Source organism: Delftia sp. S65, from assembly GCF_016516495.1.
GTDB classification, from domain to species: Bacteria; Pseudomonadota; Gammaproteobacteria; order Burkholderiales; family Burkholderiaceae_C; genus Comamonas; species Comamonas acidovorans.
Window position 1 is genome coordinate 123,032 of record NZ_JACVUR010000003.1, and the last position, 19,503, is coordinate 142,534.

The 19,503-nt window shown below is 69.4% G+C and carries 17 protein-coding genes; 10 read left to right on the forward strand and 7 right to left on the reverse strand.

Translation table 11 applies throughout. The annotated features are described in order from the left end of the window. Positions 1 to 37: 37 nt before the first annotated feature. On the reverse strand, positions 38 to 1,036 hold the full coding sequence (locus tag IAE24_RS04265) for a LysR family transcriptional regulator (protein ID WP_012206366.1): 999 nt from the start codon (positions 1,034 to 1,036) through the stop codon (positions 38 to 40). A gap of 76 nt (positions 1,037 to 1,112) precedes the next feature. Between IAE24_RS04265 and IAE24_RS04270 the strand changes: the two genes are divergently transcribed. Both IAE24_RS04270 and IAE24_RS04275 read left to right on the forward strand, forming a co-directional pair. Next, positions 1,113 to 1,997: an amidohydrolase family protein gene (locus tag IAE24_RS04270; RefSeq protein ID WP_193760886.1), complete on the forward strand. Its 885-nt coding sequence runs from the start codon at positions 1,113 to 1,115 to the stop codon at positions 1,995 to 1,997. 26 nt (positions 1,998 to 2,023) lie between these two features. Continuing rightward, positions 2,024 to 3,019 carry a tripartite tricarboxylate transporter substrate binding protein gene (locus IAE24_RS04275; protein WP_199959762.1) on the forward strand — a complete coding sequence of 332 codons (996 nt, stop codon included), beginning with the start codon at positions 2,024 to 2,026 and terminating at the stop codon, positions 3,017 to 3,019. Between the two features lie 25 nt (positions 3,020 to 3,044). Here the strand turns inward: IAE24_RS04275 and IAE24_RS04280 are convergent, their stop codons facing one another. Next, positions 3,045 to 4,676: a gamma-glutamyltransferase family protein gene (locus IAE24_RS04280; RefSeq protein ID WP_088164266.1), complete on the reverse strand. Its 1,632-nt coding sequence runs from the start codon at positions 4,674 to 4,676 to the stop codon at positions 3,045 to 3,047. Positions 4,677 to 4,689: 13 nt separating this feature from the next. After that, complete coding sequence (locus IAE24_RS04285) at positions 4,690 to 5,679, reverse strand: Bug family tripartite tricarboxylate transporter substrate binding protein (protein ID WP_199959760.1); 990 nt, start codon at positions 5,677 to 5,679, stop codon at positions 4,690 to 4,692. Between the two features lie 132 nt (positions 5,680 to 5,811). On the opposite strand from IAE24_RS04285, the gene IAE24_RS04290 reads away from it, so the two are divergent. Next, positions 5,812 to 6,696, forward strand: coding sequence for a LysR family transcriptional regulator (locus IAE24_RS04290; RefSeq protein WP_043822811.1), 885 nt, complete (start codon positions 5,812 to 5,814; stop codon positions 6,694 to 6,696). A 36-nt stretch (positions 6,697 to 6,732) separates the two neighbouring features. Here the strand turns inward: IAE24_RS04290 and IAE24_RS04295 are convergent, their stop codons facing one another. Further along, the gene (locus IAE24_RS04295; protein WP_199959751.1) at positions 6,733 to 7,116 is read right to left on the reverse strand and encodes a tautomerase family protein; all 384 of its coding nucleotides are present in this window, start codon (positions 7,114 to 7,116) and stop codon (positions 6,733 to 6,735) included. A gap of 125 nt (positions 7,117 to 7,241) precedes the next feature. Between IAE24_RS04295 and IAE24_RS04300 the strand changes: the two genes are divergently transcribed. The 3 genes from IAE24_RS04300 to IAE24_RS04310 all read left to right on the forward strand — a co-directional run bounded on the left by IAE24_RS04300 (position 7,242) and on the right by IAE24_RS04310 (position 10,546). Next, a complete protein-coding gene (locus IAE24_RS04300; protein ID WP_016448234.1) occupies positions 7,242 to 8,099 on the forward strand; it encodes a LysR family transcriptional regulator in 858 nt (285 codons plus the stop codon). A gap of 411 nt (positions 8,100 to 8,510) precedes the next feature. Further along, positions 8,511 to 9,365, forward strand: a complete 855-nt coding sequence (locus tag IAE24_RS04305; protein ID WP_199959749.1) for an RNA ligase family protein — start codon at positions 8,511 to 8,513, stop codon at positions 9,363 to 9,365. Positions 9,366 to 9,400: 35 nt separating this feature from the next. Further along, positions 9,401 to 10,546 (forward strand): AAA family ATPase, encoded by a 1,146-nt coding sequence (locus IAE24_RS04310; RefSeq protein ID WP_199959747.1) that lies wholly within the window; start codon positions 9,401 to 9,403, stop codon positions 10,544 to 10,546. A gap of 31 nt (positions 10,547 to 10,577) precedes the next feature. Here IAE24_RS04310 and IAE24_RS04315 read toward each other — a convergent pair whose 3' ends face one another. After that, a complete protein-coding gene (locus IAE24_RS04315; RefSeq protein WP_199959745.1) occupies positions 10,578 to 11,561 on the reverse strand; it encodes a Bug family tripartite tricarboxylate transporter substrate binding protein in 984 nt (327 codons plus the stop codon). Between the two features lie 57 nt (positions 11,562 to 11,618). Further along, a complete protein-coding gene (locus IAE24_RS04320; protein ID WP_192366511.1) occupies positions 11,619 to 12,623 on the reverse strand; it encodes a Bug family tripartite tricarboxylate transporter substrate binding protein in 1,005 nt (334 codons plus the stop codon). 97 nt (positions 12,624 to 12,720) lie between these two features. Between IAE24_RS04320 and IAE24_RS04325 the strand changes: the two genes are divergently transcribed. The 4 genes from IAE24_RS04325 to IAE24_RS04340 are packed head-to-tail and all read left to right on the forward strand — an operon-like array spanning position 12,721 to position 18,196. After that, positions 12,721 to 15,336: an aconitate hydratase AcnA gene (locus IAE24_RS04325; protein WP_199959742.1), complete on the forward strand. Its 2,616-nt coding sequence runs from the start codon at positions 12,721 to 12,723 to the stop codon at positions 15,334 to 15,336. Between the two features lie 25 nt (positions 15,337 to 15,361). Then, positions 15,362 to 16,327, forward strand: a complete 966-nt coding sequence (locus IAE24_RS04330; protein ID WP_199959740.1) for a GntR family transcriptional regulator — start codon at positions 15,362 to 15,364, stop codon at positions 16,325 to 16,327. A gap of 19 nt (positions 16,328 to 16,346) precedes the next feature. Beyond that, entirely contained in the window at positions 16,347 to 17,090 is a 744-nt protein-coding gene (locus IAE24_RS04335) for an ABC transporter substrate-binding protein (RefSeq protein WP_012206352.1), read from the forward strand. Further along, positions 17,087 to 18,196 (forward strand): lactonase family protein, encoded by a 1,110-nt coding sequence (locus IAE24_RS04340; RefSeq protein ID WP_199959738.1) that lies wholly within the window; start codon positions 17,087 to 17,089, stop codon positions 18,194 to 18,196. The genes IAE24_RS04335 and IAE24_RS04340 overlap by 4 nt, the downstream gene beginning before the upstream one ends. Positions 18,197 to 18,223: 27 nt before the next feature. On the opposite strand, the gene IAE24_RS04345 is transcribed toward IAE24_RS04340, so the two are convergent. Then, entirely contained in the window at positions 18,224 to 19,390 is a 1,167-nt protein-coding gene (locus IAE24_RS04345) for a metallophosphoesterase (protein ID WP_180288439.1), read from the reverse strand. Positions 19,391 to 19,503: the final 113 nt, after the last annotated feature.

Sequence of the window (19,503 nt, forward strand, 5' to 3'; positions counted from 1 at the left end):
AAAGACCGCATCTTCACCGAAAAGCATGAGGGCTGGGTTAAGCGTTGTTCCGTGTGCCAGCCCTGTCCAGGCGCTGCTGGAGCAGGGATTTGCTGTACGCCTCCTGGAAGATCTGGTGGATCAGCTCCCTGAACCATTTGTGCCCCGCGTCATGGTCGTTACGCGGATGCCAGACGGCGTCGATGGACAGGGCCAGCTCGGGCAGGGGCATGGGGCGCGCCACGCAGTTGGAGCCGGACAGCACGCTGTGCATCCAGTGCGCGGGCATGGCGGCCACCAGGTCGGTGGATTCGATGACGGGCACCATGCCCAGCCAGGTGGGCACCTGGAACATCACGCGCCGCGCCAGCCCGCGCTCGGCCAGGAGTTCGTCCACGATGCTGCTGCCCACGCCCGTGACCTTCAGGTGGCCCTGCTCCAGGTATTTCTCCAGCGTGAGCGGGGAGGCGGCGGCCGGATGGTCCTTGCGCATCAGCACCATCCACTGGTCGTCCAGCAGGCGGCGTGACGCCGACAGCACCGAGCGCCCGCGCGAGACGGAAAGGCGGATTTCCACGCCTTCGTACTCGACGCGGTCCGAGGGCTGGCGGCCGTCGAAGGACTGCACCGACAGGCTGATGCCTGGCGCCACCGCACGCAGATGGATGCACAGCTGCGGGAGCAGCAGCACGCCCACGTAGTCGGACAGGCGCAGGTGGAAATTGCGCCGCGCCGTGGCCGGATCGAAGCCCTTGCTGACCTCGATGGCGCTTTCGATCTCGCTGAAGGCCTTGCGGAAGCTGCGCGCCAGGCGCACGGCCTCGGGCGTGGGCGACATGCCTTCGGCCGTGCGCAGCAGCAGCGGATCGTTGAACTGGGTGCGCAGCCGGCGCAGCGCATGGCTGACGGCCGAGGAGGTGATGCCCAGCCGCGCGGCGGCCTTGCCCACGCTGCGTTCTTCTACCAGGGCCTCGAAGATCACCAGCAGGTTGAGGTCGATGCTGCGGAGGTTGACCGGAGCCCGGGGCGCGCCGTCTGCATGTTGAATACTGTTCATTTTGATGATGACAAAGATGAGCTTGACTGAATTTTACGTGCGTCACGACAATGCACCAGCTTTGAAATGAATGCCCATGAATTCACCCAGTTTCAACCGCTGTGCCGGTGATTGCGACGCAGTCGAAAATCCAGCGGAACAATATCTGTTTCCGGAAAATTCCTGCGATACCCATTTCCATGTATTTGGTCGTTCCGATGATTTTCCGTTGATTGCGGAACGTGCCTATACACCGGCCGTCGCGTCCATGGACGATTATTGGAAAGCCTTTCGCCCATTGGGTGTGGACCGCTGCGTTCTGGTCCAGCCCAGCGTGTATGGCCGCGATCACGGCCTTCTCAAGCAGACGCTGCGCCATGCCGAGGCGGGCCGCATGCGTGGCGTGGCCGTGATCTACGAGGACACGCCGGAGGCGGAGATCGAAGCGCTGCACGCCCTGGGCGTGCGCGGCGCACGGTGCAATGCGCTGTTTTCGGGCGGGGTCTCCGTCTCCAGCCTGCAGGCCGTGGCCGACCGCATCCGGGGCCTGGGCTGGCATGTGCAATTGCTGGTGAACGTGGATGAAGACCCTGGCCTGGCGCAGCGCGTGGCCGACATGGGCGTGGCCGTGGTGGTGGATCACTTCGGCCACCCGTCGCGCCAGTTGGGCGCCGGCGGGCCGGGCAGCCGCAACCTGCAGGCGCTGATGAAGGAAGGGCGGGCCTGGGTGAAGTTCTCGGGCGCCTACCGGATATCGGCAACGGCATCGGCCGTGGACCCGGCCGTGGTTCCCATTGCACACGCCCTGGTGCAGGCCAATCCGCACCGGATCTTATGGGGGTCGGACTGGCCGCATCCCGGAATAAAGGCCCGTTCGAATTCCGCTGGCGAATTGGCGCAGGCATTGGTGGATTGGGTTCCAGAGGAATACAGGCACACGGTATTGGTCGATAACCCCGCACGCCTGTATTGGGGTCATTGATTTTCAAATAGCAGGAGACAGAGAAAATGAATCGAATCACATCGGGCCGCAGAGGCTTTATCCGCACGGCGGTATCTTTCGCGGCGCTGGCTGCGGCATCGGCTGCATCGGCAGTGCAGGCGCGCGCATTTCCGGCCAAGCCGCTCACGCTGGTCGTGCCCTTTGCGCCGGGCGGCAACGTGGACATCGTGGCCCGCACGCTGGGCATTCCGCTGGCCCGGCATGCGGGGCAGTCCGTGATCGTGGACAACCGTGCGGGCGGCGGTGGTGCCGTGGGTTCGGGCTGGGTGGCGCGCGCCGAGCCGGACGGGCATACGCTGCTGGTGGCCACGCCGGGCCAGTTGGGCACCTTGCCCGAGATGATCAAGCTGCCCTACCGCGCCGACAGCTTTGCGCCCATTGCCGTGGTCAGCCGCACGCCCGTGGTCGTGGTGGTGCGCGCCAACGACGCGCGCTTCAAGACCGCTGCCGATTTCATCAAGGCGATGAAGGCCAAGGATGGCAGCGTGACCGTGGGCCATGCCGGGCCGGGCTCGCCCAATCACCTGGCCGTGCTGCAGTTGGAAGATGCCGTGAAGGTGCGCGTCAATCCCGTGCCCTACAAGGGATCGGGGCCGGCCCTGGTCGATTTGATCGGCGGGCAGATCGATGCCGTGGTGGACCAGATCACCAGCTCCACGCCGCATATCAAGAGCGGCGCCCTGCGCGCGCTGTTCGTACTGGGGCCGCGCGCCGGGGGCGGGCTGGCCGATGTGCCCGACCTGGCCCAGCTGGGCCTGCCGATGTTCGATGCCACCACCTTCGTGGGCGTGTTCGCGCCCAAGGGTGCGCCCACGGCCAGCGTGGACAGCCTGTATGGCTGGATCTCCCAGTCTGTGGCCGACCCGGAGTTCAGCCGCCTGATCCGCGAGCTGGGCAGCGAACCCTTCCCGGCCAGCGCGGCCGTGCTGCAGCGCCTGGTCAGCGAAGAGGCCGCGCTGGCGGCGCGGCTGACCCGGCAGGGGCGTCTGCGCGCGGAGTAGCCGCCGCGCACACTTTCCCGATCCTCTAGTACCCGGCCGCCAGCCCGTCGCGGCGCGGGTCGCTGGCGATCTGGTAGCCCTCCACGGCGGGATCGCCCATGCGCCAGATGAACTGGCCGGCGCCGAAGTCCTGGTAGGGGTCGTGGATGACCTCCACCTGGTGGCCCAGCGCCTGCAGGCCGGCGATGGTGGCCGGGTCCATGCCGCCTTCCACGTTGATGGCCAGGCCTTCGTTGACGCGCCAGCGCGGCGCATCGCAGGCCGCCTGGGGCGACTGGCGGTAGTCCAGCATGCGCACCACAGTCTGCATGTGGCCCTGGGGCTGCATGTTGCCGCCCATGACGCCGAAGCTCATCACGGGCTGGCCGTCGCGGGTCAGGAAGGCCGGAATGATGGTGTGGAAGGGGCGCTTGCCCGGGCCCACCAGGTTGGCGCGGTTGGGGTGCTGGGGGTCGGTGCCGAAGCCGTGGCCGCGGTTTTGCAGGCTGATGCCGAAGGTCGGCTCCACCACGCCCGAGCCAAAGCCCGAGAAGTTGCTCTGGATGAAGCTGACCATCATGCCGTTCTCGTCGGCTGCCGTCAGGTAGATGGTTCCGCCGCGCACGGGGTTGCCAGCCTTGAAGTCCTGCGCACGGCGCGGATCGATGAGCCTGGCGCGCGAGGCCAGGTAGGCGTCGTCGAGCATCTGTGCGGGCGTCACCTCCATGTCCGCGTCGGCCACGTAGCGGTAGATGTCGGCAAAAGCCAGCTTCATGGCCTCGATCTGCAGATGCTGGGAGGCCACGCCATCCACGGGCAGGCTGGCCAGGTCGAAGTTGGACAGAATGCCCAGCGCGATCTGCGCGGCAATGCCTTGCCCGCCCGGCGGGATCTCGTGCAGCGTGTGGCCGCGGTAGTCCTTGGCCAGCGGCTGCACCCATTGCACCTCGTGCGCGGCCATGTCGGCCATGCCCAGGCAGCCGCCGTGCTGCTGCACGAACGAGGTCACGGCCCGGGCAATTTCGCCCTCATAAAAGGCCTTGCCGCGCGTGGCACCAATGGCGCGCAGGGCGCGCGCTGCGGCGGGAAAGCGGAACAGCTCGCCCACCTCGGGCGCGCGGCCCCGGGGCAGGAAGCTTTCCCTGAACCCCGGCTGCGATTGCAGCTCGGGCGCGCCTGCGGCCCATTTCTGCTGGACCACGGGCGGCACCAGGTAGCCGCGCTCGGCGATCTCGGCGGCCGGCTCCATCAGCGCGTCAAAGGGCAGCTTGCCGAAGCGCTCGTGCAGGGCCACCCAGGCGCTGACGGCGCCCGGCACGGTGATGGAGTCCACGCCCCGGCGCGGCGGCTTGTCCTGGCGGCCGTAGCGCTGGTGGAAGTACTCGGGCGCCCAGCCCTGCGGTGCGCGACCGCTGGCGTTGAGCCCGTGCAGTTCCTTGCCATCCCAGAGGATGCAGAAGGCGTCCGAGCCCAGGCCGTTGCTCACCGGCTCGACGATGGTCATGGCCGCCGCCGCCGCAATGGCCGCGTCCACCGCGTTGCCGCCTGCCCACAGCATGCGCAGGCCGGCCTGCGCCGCCAGCGGGTGGGATGTGGACACGGCATTGCGCGCGAACACGGGCACCCGCCTGGAGTCGTAGGGATTGCCGGGAGTGAAGGGAGAGGAAGAGGCGTGCATGAAAGAACCTGCCTCAGTCGGCGGTGATGCCCATGGTCTTCACGTCGCGGCTCCAGCGCGTCAGCTCGCGGTCGATCTGCTGCTTGAAGGACTTGGGGTCGCTGGTCTCGGGGTCCAGGCCCTGGGCCTCGAACTGGGCCTGCACTTCGGGGCGCTCCATGATCTTGCGCACTTCCTGGGCCAGCCGCTCGACGATGGCCGGGTCCGTGCCGCCCGTGGTGAACAGGCCGTACCAGGACGTGAAGGCATAGCCTGGCAGGCCGGCCTCGGCGACGGTGGGCACGTTGGGCAGGTTTTTGACGCGCTGCTTCGTGGTCACGGCCAGGATGCGGGTCTGGCCGGTCTTGGCCGAGGTGATGGCGGGCGGAATGCCCGAGAAGATGGCCTGCACCTGGCCGCCCGACACATCGGTGATGGCCGGGCCGTTGCCGCGGTAGGGCACGTGCACCAGGTTCACGCCGGCCTGCTGGGCAAACAGCGCGCCTGCCAGGTGCAGCGTGGAGCCGTTGCCCGACGATGCGTAGTTGATGCTGCCCGGCGCCTTGCGCGCGGCCTCGATCATTTCCTGCACCGTCTTGTAGGGCAGGGCGGCGTTCACCAGCAGCGCATTGCCGGACTCGGCCACCAGGGTGATGGGCTCCAGGTCCTTGCGCGGGTCGAACGACAGTTTCTTGGCCAGCACGGGCGCCACGGTGTTGCTGCCGATGGAGCCCAGCAGCAGCGTGTAGCCGTTCTTGGGCGCCTTGGCCACCACTTCGCTGGCGATCAGGCCGCCCGCGCCGCCGCGGTTCTCCACCACCACGCTCTGGCCCAGGCGCTGCTGCAGCTCCTTGGCCAGGATGCGGGCCACGATGTCGTTGGCGCCGCCGGCGGCAAAGCCCACCATGATCTTCAGCGGCTGCGAGGGCCAGGCATCGGCGGCGGGCGCGGCCCAGCCGGGCGTGGCGCAGGTCAACAGGGCGGCGCAGCAGACAAGCAGGCGGCGGGACTCGGGTGCAGGCATGGAGATCTCCAGAAATCCGGGAAGTGGGAGGGTGCGATCAGGACGATCGGCTATCGGTTGCCAGCGATTTTGATGATAGAAACTGTTTGGTGAAAGCTGGAATTTCTTACGAATCTTGAAAGCAAAACTTTTATGCCAAGCCTGCGCATTCTTCGCACTTTTCTGGCCGTGGCGGCCGAGGGCTCCTTCACCGCCGCCGGACAGCGCGTGGCGCTGACCCAGGTGGCCGTGGGGCTGCAGATGCGCACGCTGGAAAACGACCTCAAGCGCAAGCTGTTCGCGCGCCAGGGCAAGCTGGTCACGCTCAACGAGCAGGGCCGGGCGCTGGTGCCCATTGCGACCCAGCTGGTGGCGCTGTACGAGCAGGCCAAGCACGGCACGCGGGCCGATGCACCGCTGGCCGGCACCGTGCAGTTCGGCTCCATCGTCTCGGCGCTGAGCCAGCTGGTGCGCGCCACGCTGGAGCTCAAGCGCCACCATCCGGCGGTGGACCTGCATGTGGTCTCGGGCAAGTCCAACCGGCTGATCGCCCAGGTGGAGAACCATGAGCTGGATGCGGCCGTGGTGGTCTACAACCCGGCCATCAAGCGCCCCTCGCTGGTGTGGACGCCGCTGTATGCCGAGCCCATGGTGCTGCTGGCGCCGCGCGCCGCCCGGCCCGCGGCGCCTGCCGACATGGTGGAGCGCTATCCCTTCATCCGCTTCGACCGCACCGAGCACACGGGCGAGCTGGTGGAGCGCACGCTGCGCCGCCTGCGTGCCAAGCCCCAGGAGTTCCTGGAGCTCAACTCCATCGAGACCATCGTGGAGCTGGTGCGCGACGGCATGGGCGTGGCCATGCTGCCCAATCTGGCGCGGCATGGCTGGGAGGGCGACCCGCGCTTGCGCGTGCTGCCCATTGCCCAGACCGCCGAGAGCCGGCAGATCGCCCTGGTGCAGCTGCGCACGGCGGCGCGCGCCGAGATCATCACCGCCGTGGGCCAGCAATTCGTGGCGGCGCTGGCGGTGCCGGCCTGAGCTCGGCGCTGTGGGTGTTGCGCCGATCCGCGTGTCTTAATTTGCGTATTGCGCGAGCCCGTGGCCCATGGACCAGTTCTCCTTGTCCACCTCGACCAGGTTGACGAACACGTCCTCGGGCCGCAGGCCGGGGCTTTCGACCAGCAGCTCGGCGATGCGGCTAAACAGCGCCTTTTTCTGCTCCAGGCTGCGGGTGTTGCTGACCGTCAGCTGCACCAGCACCAGATCGTCGCTGCGCGCCACTCCCAGGTAGGAGGCGCCGTAGCGGAAGTTGTCGCCGTCATGCTCGGTGATGGTCATGAACTGGTCGTCCTCCGGCACGTTGAAGGTCTCGCGCATGGCGCGGTAGAGGCTGTCGCAGATGGCCTGGCGGTAGGCGGGGGACTTGCCGGCGCGCATGTTGATCCGGGTCATGGGCATGGTGTGGCTCCTTTGCGTTGAGTTGAGTTGAGTTGCGTTGCTTTGCGTTGTGGGAGCCTCGAAGGTAGGCCGTGCCAGCTATTTTGAAAAGCCATGATTGACGATATCAGTGATAATGAATTGAAATGATTCAACGACCTCTGGACCTGGATGCCGTGCAAGGCTTCGTGCACATCGCAGACCTGGGCAGCTTCACGCGCGCGGCCGAAGCCATGCAGACCACGCAGGCCGCCGTCAGTCTCAAGCTCAAGCGGCTGGAGCAGCGGCTGGGCTGCCGGCTGGTCGAGCGCACGCCGCGCCACGTGCAGCTGTCGGCGCTGGGTGCCGACTTCCTGCCCCATGCGCGCGAACTGCTGCAGGCCCATGAGCGCGCACTGGCGCTGGCCGTCAGCACGCGCCAGCGGCTGACCATCGGCATCAGCGACCACGTGGCCGGGCCTGAGCTGCCGGCCCTGATCGCCCGCATGAATGCGCAGGACCCGCAGCTGCTGATCGACATCCGCATCGCATCGTCCGGCCCGCTGCTGCAGGGATTCGACCGGCGCGAGTACGACACGGTGATCGTTCGCACGCATGCCGGGCGTGACGACGGCGAGCTGCTGGCCGAGGAGCCCTTCGGCTGGTTTGCCGCGCCCGGCTGGCAGCACCGCGCGGGCGAGCCCCTGCCGCTGGCCACGCTGGCCGAACCCTGCGGCGTGCGCGCCATGGCCGGGCAACTGCTGGATACGGCGCGCATGCCGTGGACCGAGGTGTTCGTGGGCGGCGGCGTGGCCGCTGTCTCGGCCGCCGTCATGGCGGGGCTGGGCGTGGCCGCGCTGGCGCCGCGCATGCTGGCCCTGGGCGCCGTGGACGTGGGCCCGCGCCTGGGCCTGCCCACGCTGCCGCGCCTGCCCGTGCTGCTGCACACCCGCGTGCGCGAAGGCCGGCCGCGCGCGGCGCTGGATGCGCTGGGCGCCGCCTTCAAGTCCGCCGTGCGTGGCTAGCAGCCAACAATCGGCCCGGCATGGTGCGCAGCCGCTTGTGCCTGCGGGGCAACGGGCGATAGACTCGCACCCCTCCCATCCACCCTCACCCTTTCGAGGTGCACCATGCCCCGCCGCACAGCTTCCTGCTGAACGACTTCGTCACACGCTGATCCTGGCCTTGCCACGGATGTCTTTTGCGTGTGCGCTGCGGTGCGTGGCCTTTTGAGGGCTTGCGGCTGACCGTCCGGTTTGCGGACGGCCCCGACAGTCCTGCCATCTTCCCCTTCGACAGCCTGCCGGCCCGGCCACCACGGGCCAGGCCGCGCTGTCGCTGCATCCCCTGCATTGCGGCGCCTGGCGTCGTCGTCGGCTTTTCCCGCCCCATGGCATGGCGCCGTGGGGTGCTGCATCGTTTTCGGAAAGCACGACATGACCCCATCCATTGCCCAAGGCGCTCACTTTCTTTCGAGCGTCGAGATCCTCAAATACCCCCGCACGCCGCACCTGCGCGGCTCGCGCCTGCAGTCCGGTGACCAGGACGACGCCGTGCCCTATGAGCGGCTGGCCGGCCGGCACATCGTCGTCGAGGAAAAGCTCGACGGCGCCAACGCCGCGCTGAGCTTTGCCGGCGACGGCCAGCTGCTGCTGCAGTCGCGCGGCCACTACCTGGACAGCGAGCGGCCCGGTGGGCGCGAGCGCCAGTTCAACCTCTTCAAGCAATGGGCCCAGGCCCATGAAGGCGCGCTGCTGTTCCTGCTGGACGACCGCTACCAGGTGTTCGGCGAGTGGATGTACGCCAAGCACTCGCTGTTCTACGACGCGCTGCCGCACTGGTTCTGCGAGTTCGACATCTGGGACCGCTCGGCGCAGTGCTTTCTGGACACGCCGCGCCGCCATGCCCTGCTGGCCGGCGTGCCCGTGGTCTCGGTGCCCGTGCTCTACAGCGGGGCGGCGCCCCGGCGCATGCAGGACCTGCTGGCGCTGCTGGCCCCCTCGCTGGGCCGCAGCGCGCGCTGGCGCCAGGCCTTCGAGCAGGTGGTGGCCCGCCAGAAGCTGGACCTGCCGCTGTGCTGGCGGCAGACCGACGGCTCCGAGCTGGCCGAGGGCCTGTACCTCAAGGTGGAGGAGGACGGCCAGACCGTGGCGCGCTACAAGTTCGTGCGGCCGGACTTCGTGCAGGTCATCCTCGACTCGGGCTCGCACCACAGCGAGCGGCCCATCGTCCCCAACGGGCTGCGCGAGGGCGCAGACATCTTTGCGGCCGATATTTCAAAAAGCTGGTGAGGCCTGCAGCGCAGACCCATCGCAAGGAGATTTCCATGACGAACTGGAAACAGATCCAGTCCCTGGTGCCGCAGCCCGGCGCCGACCCCGACTTCGCGGCCTGCCTGGCCGCCTTCCCCCAGCTGGAGCAGGCCAAAACCACGCCGCAGGACCCCGTCTATCACGGCGAAGGCGATGTCTGGACGCACACGCAGATGGTGGTACGCGAGCTGCTGGCCGACCCCGGCCATGCGGCGCTCACCGACACCGAGCGCGAGACGGTCTTCCTGGCCGCGCTGCTGCACGACGTGGCCAAGTGCTCGACCACCGTGGTGGGCGATGACGGCCGCATCGGCCAGCCCGGCCATTCGCGCCGAGGTGCGCTGGATGCGCGGCTCATGCTCTGGGAAGCCGGCGCGCCCGTGGACAAGCGCGAGGCCATCTGCCGGCTGATCGCCGTGCACCAGGTGCCGTTCTTCGCCTTTGCCGACTCGCGCCGCGGCCTCTCGCCCGAGTTCATCGTGCGCGAGCTGTCCTGGCAGGTGGACCTGCACCTGCTCACCCTGCTGGCGCGGGCCGACATGCGCGGGCGCATCTGCCCGGACATTGCGTCCGTGCTCGTCAACATCGAGCTGGTGCGCGAGTTCGCGCTGGAAGAGGGCTGCCTGCGCACGCCACGCCGCTTTGCCTCGGCCGAGACGGCGGTGCGCTACTTCCGCGGCGCGCAGCTGCATCCCGACTATGCGCTGCACGCACAGGAAGGCTCGCGCGCCATCGTCATGTGCGGCCTGCCGGCCAGCGGCAAGAACACCTGGGTGGCCGCCCACCATGGCGACCTGCCCGTGGTCTCCTTCGACGATGCGCGTACGGAGCTGGGCCTGCGCCACGGCCAGAACGAGGGCGCGGCCGCCCACCACGCCGTGGACAAGGCCAAGGCCCTGCTGCGCGCGGGCCAGCCCTTTGTCTGGAATGCCACCCACCTGTCGCGCCAGATGCGCGGCAAGACCGTGGACCTGTGCCTGGCCTACGGCGCCCGCGTGGAACTCGTGCACCTGGAAGCCAGCCGCCCAACCCTGCTGGCCCGCAACCGCGCGCGCGACACCACGCTGACCAACGCGGCCCTGCTCGGCCTGCTGCAGCGCTGGGATGTGCCTTTGCCTACCGAGGCGCATGCGCTGTCGTTGGTGGTCAATGAGGGGTAGGTCGGGGGTGGGGGTAGGCCCCGCCTTTCGCTCAATCCCTTCGGATTCCGCGCTCCTTCACCAGCCGGCCCCACTTGGCGGCTTCGCTGTCGATGAAGGCGGCGAACTCCTGGCTGCTGCCGCCGCCGAACTCGTTGCCCTGGGAGACGATGCGTTCCCGGACTTCCGGGTGCTCCATGGCCTTGGCGAACGCCTTGTGGAGCCGGGCCACGATCTCGGGCGGCGTGCCTTTGGGCGCCACATAGCCCATCCAGTTGGAGACGGTGACCTGGGGGAAGCCGGACTCGGCGAAGGTGGGCACGTCAGGGAGCATGGCCAGGCGCTGTGCCGAGGTCACTCCCAGCGCGCGGATCTTGCGCGCCTGTATGGAGGGCGCGGCCGCACCGGTCTGCTCGAACATCAGGTCCACCTGTCCCGACAGCAGGGCGGTGGCGGCGGGACCACCGCCCTTGAAGGGCACGCCGACCATGTCCAGGCCTGCCGCCGCCTCGAAAAGCTCGGCCGAGAGATGGTGTGCGCCGCCCGGCCCTGCATTGGCGATGTTCAGCTGCCCCGGCCTGTCCTTGGCGGCCGTCACCACATCGGCCACGCTGCGATAGGGCTTGTCGGCGGGCGTGACCAGCACCAGCGGGCTTTTCTCCAGCAGGATGATGGGGACAAAGGTCTTGGGATCGAAGTTGAGCCTGGGATAGATCCAGGGATTGACGGCCAGCGGCCCGAAGCTGCCCATGGCGATGGTGTAGCCGTCGGCTGCGGCGCGGCCCACGAACTCCATTCCGATGTTGCCGCTGGCGCCGGGCTTGTTGTCCACGATCACGGGCTGGCCCAGTATCTGCGCCAGCTGCCTGGCCACGAGCCGGGTCTTGACGTCGGTGTTTCCGCCGGCCGCGAAGGGCACGACGATGGTGACGGCGCGGACCGGGTAGCCGTCGGGGGCGGTCTGGGATCGGGCCGTGGCCGAAGCCAGGACCAGGATGGCGGCGGCCGTGGCGGCCAGCGCGGGATGAAGCTGCATGTCGTCTCCTGTGGTTTTCTGAAGGGAAAGGCAAATGCCGGGAAAGGGCGCGCGCCCTCACTCGGCCACGATGCGTGCTGAGGTCACGATGGCGGCGTACCTGGCGGTCTCGGCGGCGATGAAGTCCCTGAACTGCTGCTGCGACATGGGAGCGGGCTCGCCGCCCAGTTCGCGCAGGCGCTGCGCCAGCGCGGGATCCTTGAGCGCATTGACCACCGCCGCATGCAGCCGCGCCTGGACGGCCGGCGGCGTGGAGGCGGGCGCGAAGAGGCCGAACCAGTTGTCCAGGTCGTAGGAGGCCAGGCCCGTGGACTCGGCAATGGCGGCAATGCCGGGGGCGAAGCTGGCGCGCTGCGCTGAAGTCACCGCCAGCGCCTTGACACGGCCGCTCTTGATGAAGGGCGCGGCCCCCGCGTAGCTGACGAAGGCCAGTTCGACCACGCCCGAGGACACGTCCACCAGCTGGTTGGCCGCGCCCCGGTAGGGCACGTGGTTCAGCCGGATGCCGGCCAGCGACTGCAGCAGCTCGCCATTGAGGTGCTGGGGATTGCCCACGCCGCTGGTGGCGTAGCCGAGCTTGCCGGGGCTGGCCTTGGCCAGGCGCACCAGTTCATCGATGTTGCCGGCCGGCAGGCCGGGCGAGGCCACCAGCACGTTGGGCACGCGCGTGACCAGGGTCAGGGGCGCCAGGTCGCGGGACGGCTGGTAGGGCATGCGGCCCTGGTGCACCAGCGGGGCGATGGCGGTTTCGCCGGCCGAGCCCAGCAGCAGCGTGTGGCCGTCGCCCGCCGCGCGTGCCACGGCGCCTGCGCCCAGCATGCCGCTGGCGCCGGGCCTGTTGTCCACCACCACCGGCTGCTTGAGCGTCACGCGCAGCCGCTCGGCCAGCAGCCGGGCCATGGCGTCGACGCCGCCGCCTGCCGTGAAGGGAACCACGAGAGTGATGCTGCGCTGCGGCGCGTCCTGGGCCGCAGCGGGCAGGCTGCCGATGAGGCTGATGAGGCCGGCGAGCAGCGCGGTGCCCAGGCTGCGCAGCAAGCTGCGGCGGGAGGGAGCGGACATGTCAAAACTCCTTGGCGGCCTTTTGGCCGGGGTTTCAGGGAAAGCGAGATGAGGCGTTTGATTGCATTTTAGAAATTCAAAATGCAAAATATCAGCTATGGAAAACACCGAGAACCCCTTTTCCCGCGTCCTTGAACTGGACGGAGTCCGCTACCACGCCGCCGATGTGCCGGGCGTGCTGGGCGAGTGCCTGCCGCGCCTGCCCATGGTGCTCAGGTTGTTGCTGGAGAACGTGCTGCGCCACATGGAGGGGCAGGAAAGGGACGCTGCCGTGGCTGCCCTGCGGGCCTGGCTGGAACATGGCAGCAGCGAGGCCGAGATCGCCTTCCAGCCGGGCCGCGTGCTCATGCACGACACCACCAGCACGCCAGCGCTGGTCGACATCGCGGCCATGCGCGATGCCCTGCACGAAGAGGGCGTGGATCCGGCCGTGCTCAATCCGGTGCTGCCCGTCGATGTGTCGGTGGACCACTCGCTGGCCGTGGAGGCCTATGCAGCGCCGGGCGCCGCCCAGGCCAACCTGGAGCACGAGATACGGCGCAATGCCGAGCGCTACCGCTTCCTGCGCTGGGCCTCCAGGGCCCTGGCCCATGTGACCATCCACCCGCCCGGCACGGGGATCATGCACACCATCAACCTGGAGCAGCTGGCCACCGTGGTGACCACCGAGGAGCGCGGCGGCAGGCTCTGGGCCGTGCCCGACATGATGCTGGGCACGGACAGCCACACACCCATGGTCAACGGCATCGGCGTGCTGGGCTGGGGCGTTGGCGGGCTGGAGGCGCAGACCGTGATGTTCGGCATGCCCACCATGCTGCGCATCCCCGACGTCATCGGCGTGCGGCTGACCGGCGCGCTGCGCCCCGGCGTGCAGGCCAGCGACCTGGCCCTGGTCGCCACCGAGCGGCTGCGCGCCCTGGGCGTGGCCGGCGAGTTCGTCGAGTACTTCGGCCCCGGCGTGTCCACGCTGACGGCGGGCCAGCGCAGCGTGGTGGCCAACATGGCGCCCGAGTACGGCGCCACCACGGGCTACTTCGCGGTCGATGGCCAGACGCTTGACTACCTGCGCGCCACGGGCCGCAGCCCACAGCGCGTCGCCCTGGTCGAGGCCTATATGCGTGCCCAGGGCCTGTGGTTCGATCCGCAGGCCCAGCCGCGCTACACACGCCAGATCGAGATCGACCTGGACACCGTGGGCTGGCACATTGCCGGTCCGCGCCGCCCGCAGGACCTGCTGGACTATGGCGACAGCGCCCGCGCGCTGCAGGCCGTGGGCTTTGTTGCGTCCGGCGCGAAGGCCGGGCTGCCGCGCCATGCCGTGGCGCTGGCCGCCATCACCAGCTGCACCAATACCTCGGATCCCGCGCTGCTGGTCGCCGCCGGGCTGGTGGCGCGCAAGGCGCGGGCGCTGGGGCTGAAGGTCCCCGCATGGGTCAAGACCTCGCTGGCACCGGGCTCGCCGGCGGCTGCCTCCTATCTGGCGCGCGCCGGGCTGCTGCAGGACCTGGAGGCCGTGGGCTTCGGCATCGTGGGCTACGGCTGCACCACCTGCATCGGCAACCCCGGCCCGCTGACGGAGCCGGTGCGCCAGGCCCAGCGCGCCGGCCAGGCCAAGGCCGTGGCCATTTTGTCGGGCAACCGGAATTTCCCGGGCCGCGTGCATCCGGACATCGAGCTGAGCTTCATCATGTCGCCGTCCCTGGTCATCGCCTTCGGCCTGGCCGGCGACGCGGCCCGCAACCTGCGCAGCGAGCCCGTGCAGCACCTGGCCGATGGCTGGCCCGTGTTCCTGGCCGACCTCATGCCCACCCGCGAGGAAGTCCAGGCGGCGCTGGCGCTGGGCATGCACCCGCAGGACTTCGGCCGCGACTTCGCGCGGGCCACACTCAACCCGGCCTGGCATGCGCTGAAGGCGCCCGAGGGGCCGTTGTTTCCCTGGGACGCGCGGTCCACCGCGCTGCGCCGCCCGCCCTTTGCCGCGCTGTCCGAGGGCAGCCAGCTGGGCCGCTACCAGGCCCACCCGCTGCTGGTGGTGGGCGACGACATCACCACGGACCATATCTCGCCGGCCAGCGCCATCCCACCCGACAGCCTGGTGGCCGATTTCCTGGTGGAGCGCGGCGACGACCGGGGCGATCTCAACGTCTTCGCGTCGCGGCGCGGCAACTGGGAGGTGATGGTGCGGGCGGCCTTTCACAGCAAGACGCTGAAGAACCTGCTGGCGCCCGGTGCCCCCGTGGCCCATGGCCTGCATGCGCCATCGGGCGAGATCGCGCCGCTGTGGGACATCGCGCAGCGCTACCGCAAGGCGGGCCAGTCCGTGGTGCTGGTGGCCGGCGAGCGCTACGGCACGGGCTCCTCGCGCGACTGGGCCGCCAAGGGCCAGCGCCTGCTGGGCATACGTGCCGTGCTGGCCCTGAGCTTCGAGCGCATCCACCGCTCCAACCTCATCGGCATGGGCATCGTGCCGCTGCGCTTGCCTGCGGGCATGGGGCCGCAGGAACTGGCGCTGCAGCCGGGCGACCGTATCGAGATCGATGCACCGTCCGACGCCCTGGCGCCGCGCTGCGCCGTGCCCGTGCGCATACTGCGCGGCGATGGAAGCGTGCAGGCGCTGCAGGCCACGGCCGCCGTGGAGACGCAGCTGGAGGCCGGGCTGCTGCGCAGCGGCGGCGTGATTCCTTCCATCCTGCGGCAGGCGGCCGGGCGCTGATGTGGCATGGCATGACAATGGGGGCATGAAGACCTCCACCCAGCTGTGCTCGCAAATCCTGGCACTGGCCCGTTCCGAACAATGGGACAGCGGAACCCACCTGGCCGCCCAGGGCCTGGCCGACCGGCTGCGCGTCTCCCGCCAGCCCGTCAACGAGGCCTTGCAGCAGCTGGAAGAGCAGGGTGTGGTGCGGCGCGAGCGCAACCGGGGGTTTTTCCTGGCCCTGCCGCATGACGGGATTCCGGACGAACTGCTGGCCGAGGCGGCGGCCGGCGACCAGGACCTGACCGAAGCCATCTACTTTCGCATCGCCGAGGACCGGCTGCGCGCCAGCCTGCCCGAATCCGTCACCGAGGCCGCGCTGCGCACGCGCTACGGCCTGAGCAAGGCCCAGCTGGCGGCCGTGCTCAACCGCATCGCGCAGGAGGGCTGGATCGAGCGCAAGCCCGGCTACGGCTGGACCTTTGCGGCCATGCTGACCACGCCCGACAGCCTGCTGCAGTCCTACCGCCTGCGTATGGCGCTGGAGCCGGCCGCGCTGCTGGAGCCCGGCTACCGGCTGGACCGCGCCGTGCTGCAACGCTGCCGCGCGGCCGAAATCCACTTGCTCGAAGGCGGCATCGCCACCGACCCGGCCGACCGCATCCACGACCGGGGGGTGAACTTCCACGAGTCCCTGGTCGAGGCCTCGGGCAACGTGTTCTTCATCGACACCATCCGCCGCGTCAACCGCGTGCGGCGCCTGCTGTCCTACCGCTCCATGCAGGACCGGGCGCGCTACCGCGAGCACTGCGAGCAGCATCTGAACATCCTGGAACTGCTGGGGCGCGAGCGCAACGAAGAAGCCTCCCTCGCCATGCGCGAGCACCTGGCGAGCACCTTGCGCAACCTGGCCAGCATCAGCGATCTCCTCGGTCCCGGCGCAGCGTCCCCGGAACCTTCGCGTACCCCTTCGCGTACCTCTTCCACGCCCCGGCGGGCATCCCGTTGACCCTTGAAGCGAGCCATCCATGAACCTTTCCTCCCAGCTGCTGTCCACCCTCGCGCCGCTTGGCCGCATCCGCGCATCCATCAACACCGGCAATCCCATCCTTGCGCGGCTGCAGGCCGATGGCCAGCCCGCAGGCGTGTCCATCGACCTGGCCCGGCGCCTTGCGCAGCAGCTGGGGCTGGAGCTGGAACTGGTGGTCTTCGATACGGCCGCCAAGTCGGTGGATGCCGTCACGCGCGAGGAGGCCGACTTCGGCTTCTTTGCCGTGGACCCCGTACGTGGCGCGGGCATCGGCTTTACCGCGCCCTATGTGCTGATCGAGGGCAGCTACCTGGTGCGCCAGGATTCGCCGCTGACCGACAACGCCCAGGTGGACCGGGCCGGGCACACCGTGGTGGTCGGCAAGGGCAGCGCCTATGACCTGTACCTGAGCCGCGAGCTCAAGCATGCGCAGATAGAGCGCGCCGTGTCCTCGCCCGCCGTGGTGCAGACCTTTGTGGAATCGACGGCCGACGTGGCCGCAGGCGTCAAGCAGCAATTGGAGGCCGATGCCGCACGCCTGCCCGGCCTGCGCCTGCTGCCGGGCCGCTTCATGGTGATCCAGCAGGCCATGGGCCTGCCCAAGGGGCGGGGCGATGAGGCCCTGCGCGTGCTGGCGGCCTTTGTGGAAGAGGCCAAGGCTTGCGGCTTTGTGGCCGAGGCGCTGCAGCGCCATGGCATTCAGGGCGCGGCCGTCGCACCGCTGGCGGGCGCATCGGCATGAGCACCTCAGCGTCGCGCCCCCTGTACGCCTACGTGGGTTCGCGCACCACGCGCGAGCGCGACGCACGTGGCGAGGGCATCACCGTCTATAGCGTGGACGAAGCCACGGGCGGCCTGCAGCATCTGCAGACCGTGGACGGGCTTGCCAACCCCTCGTTCCTGGCGCTCGATGCAGCCGGCACCCGGCTCTACACCGTGCATGGCGATGGCCATGAGGTCAGCGTCTTCGCACGCGATGCCGCAACGGGCCGCCTGGCGTTGCTGCAGACCCGGGACTGCGGCGGGCGCAACCCGGTGCACCTGGCCATCGCCCCGGGCGGACGGCAGCTGGTGGTCTCCGACCATCTGGGCGAGCCGGCTGCCAGCGACGGCCACCGGGGGTATGGCGGGCCAGGCGGTACGCTGGCCGTGATGTCGATCGCACCGGACGGGCGCCTGGGCTCCGTGCAGCAGCGGCTTGCGCTACCGGGCCAACCCGGGCCGCATCGCAAGGAGCAGCCGTTTGCCAAGCCGCACTTCAACCCCTTCTCGCCGGACGGGCGCTTCGTGCTGGTGCCTGACAAGGGGCAGGACCGGATCTTCATCTTCGCCTTCGAGCACGGGCGGCTGGTGCCTGCGCCCCAGCCCTGGCTGGACTGCCGCGAAGGCTCGGGCCCGCGGCATATCGCCTTCCATCCTGCGCTGGCCTGCGCCTATGTGGTCAACGAACTGGACAACACCGTGCTCACCTGCCGCTTCGATGCGGCCACCGGGGCGCTGCAGGGCTTGCAGATCCTGTCCACCCTGCCGGAGCGCTTTGTGGGCAACAGCCGGGCGGCGGGCATCGAGGTCTTGCGCGACGGCCGGCAGGTGCTGGTGTCCAATCGCGGCGCTGACGGCATTGCGGTCTTCGACGTCGATCCTTTGACGGGGCTGCTGCACGCCAGTGGCGGCTTCGCCTCGGGCGGGCGCACGCCGCGCTTTTTCACGGCTTCGCCCGACGGGCGCCTGCTCTATGTGCTCAACGAGGACAGCGACAGCATCGTCTGCCATGCCCGGGATGACGCCTGGCGCCCGCTGGCCAGCACCCACTGCGCCAGCCCGGTGTGCATGGTGTTCGCGCGGTAGCCGTCCGCGCTGCCCTCCGGGGCAGGATCAGGCGCCGCGCAGCACCAGCAGGTCGATGCTGGCCGGCACGCCCAGGCGCACGGCAAAGCCGGCCCACAGGCCTGCGCCGGCGCTGACGAAGAGCTTCATGGCGCCGACCTCGTACTCGCCGCGCACGAAGCCGTCGTTGGCGGGCGCCACCAGCCATTGGTCCATGCCCAGGATCAGTCCGCCGTGCGTATGGCCCGACAGCTGCAGGCCCACGCCGTGTGCCGCATTGTCGCGGGCGGTCTTGGGCTGGTGGGCCAGCAGCAGGTGGTATTGCGCACCGGCCTCTTTGGCCTGGCGGGCCACGGTGTCGATGTCGGGCGGCACGCCTTCGGCCACGGAGGGGTCGGTGTTCTGGCGCGACAGGCGGCCATAGGCCGGATCGCCGATGCCCGACAGCGCCAGGCGCGCGCCCTGCACATCGATCAGCTGCATGCGGTTTTCCAGCAGGTTCAGGCCCAGGCGGCGGAATTCGGCCATCCAGGCGTCGTAGCCGCTGTAGTACTCATGGTTGCCGGGCGCCGCCCACACGCCGTAGCGTGCCTTGAGCTGCGCCAGCGGCGCGACGTTGGCGCGGCCGCTGTCCACGTCGCCGTCCACCATGTCGCCGGGCAGCACGATGAGGTCGGGCCGCGCCTCCAGCGTGCGGTCCACGATGGTCTGCACATAGCGCGCGTCGTTGATGGGGCTGGCGTGGATGTCGGCCAGCACGGCCACGCGCAGGCCTTCCAGGCCGGTGGGCAGGCCGGGCAGGCGCAGCGTGCGTTCGTGCACCTCGGGGGGGCGCAGCGCATTGGCCACGCCCCAGGCCGACAGCAGGCCCGCCAGGGCCAGGGCGCCGGCCGTGAGCAGCGGCGCGTGCAGGCGCTGCTTCCAGTCCTCGCGCCGGGCCACGGCGGCCAGCGCCCAGAGGCCGTCGCGCAGCACGATGAAGACGGCCAGCATCAGCAGCATGGCCAGCACCCAGCCGCCCGGCACCTGCAGATAGGCCAGCGTGCGGTACTCGACCGTGCCCTCGCGCAGCAGCACCAGCAGCAGGGCGGGCGTGCAGCCCAGGGCCGCCGTGGCGACGGCCGCCATCAGGCGTGCGCGGCGCGGCATCAGGCGGACGGGCCACCACAGCCACAGGGCCAATAGCGGAATGACGAGGGCGGCAAGAGAAACCATGGGGAGCAGATCGAGGAAGGCGGGTGAGGTGGCCAGCGCCGGGCGCGGGCGGCAAGGCGAGCGCCGATTGTGCGCAATGCCTTGCATGCCGCTGGCGCACCCGGGCGAAGGCC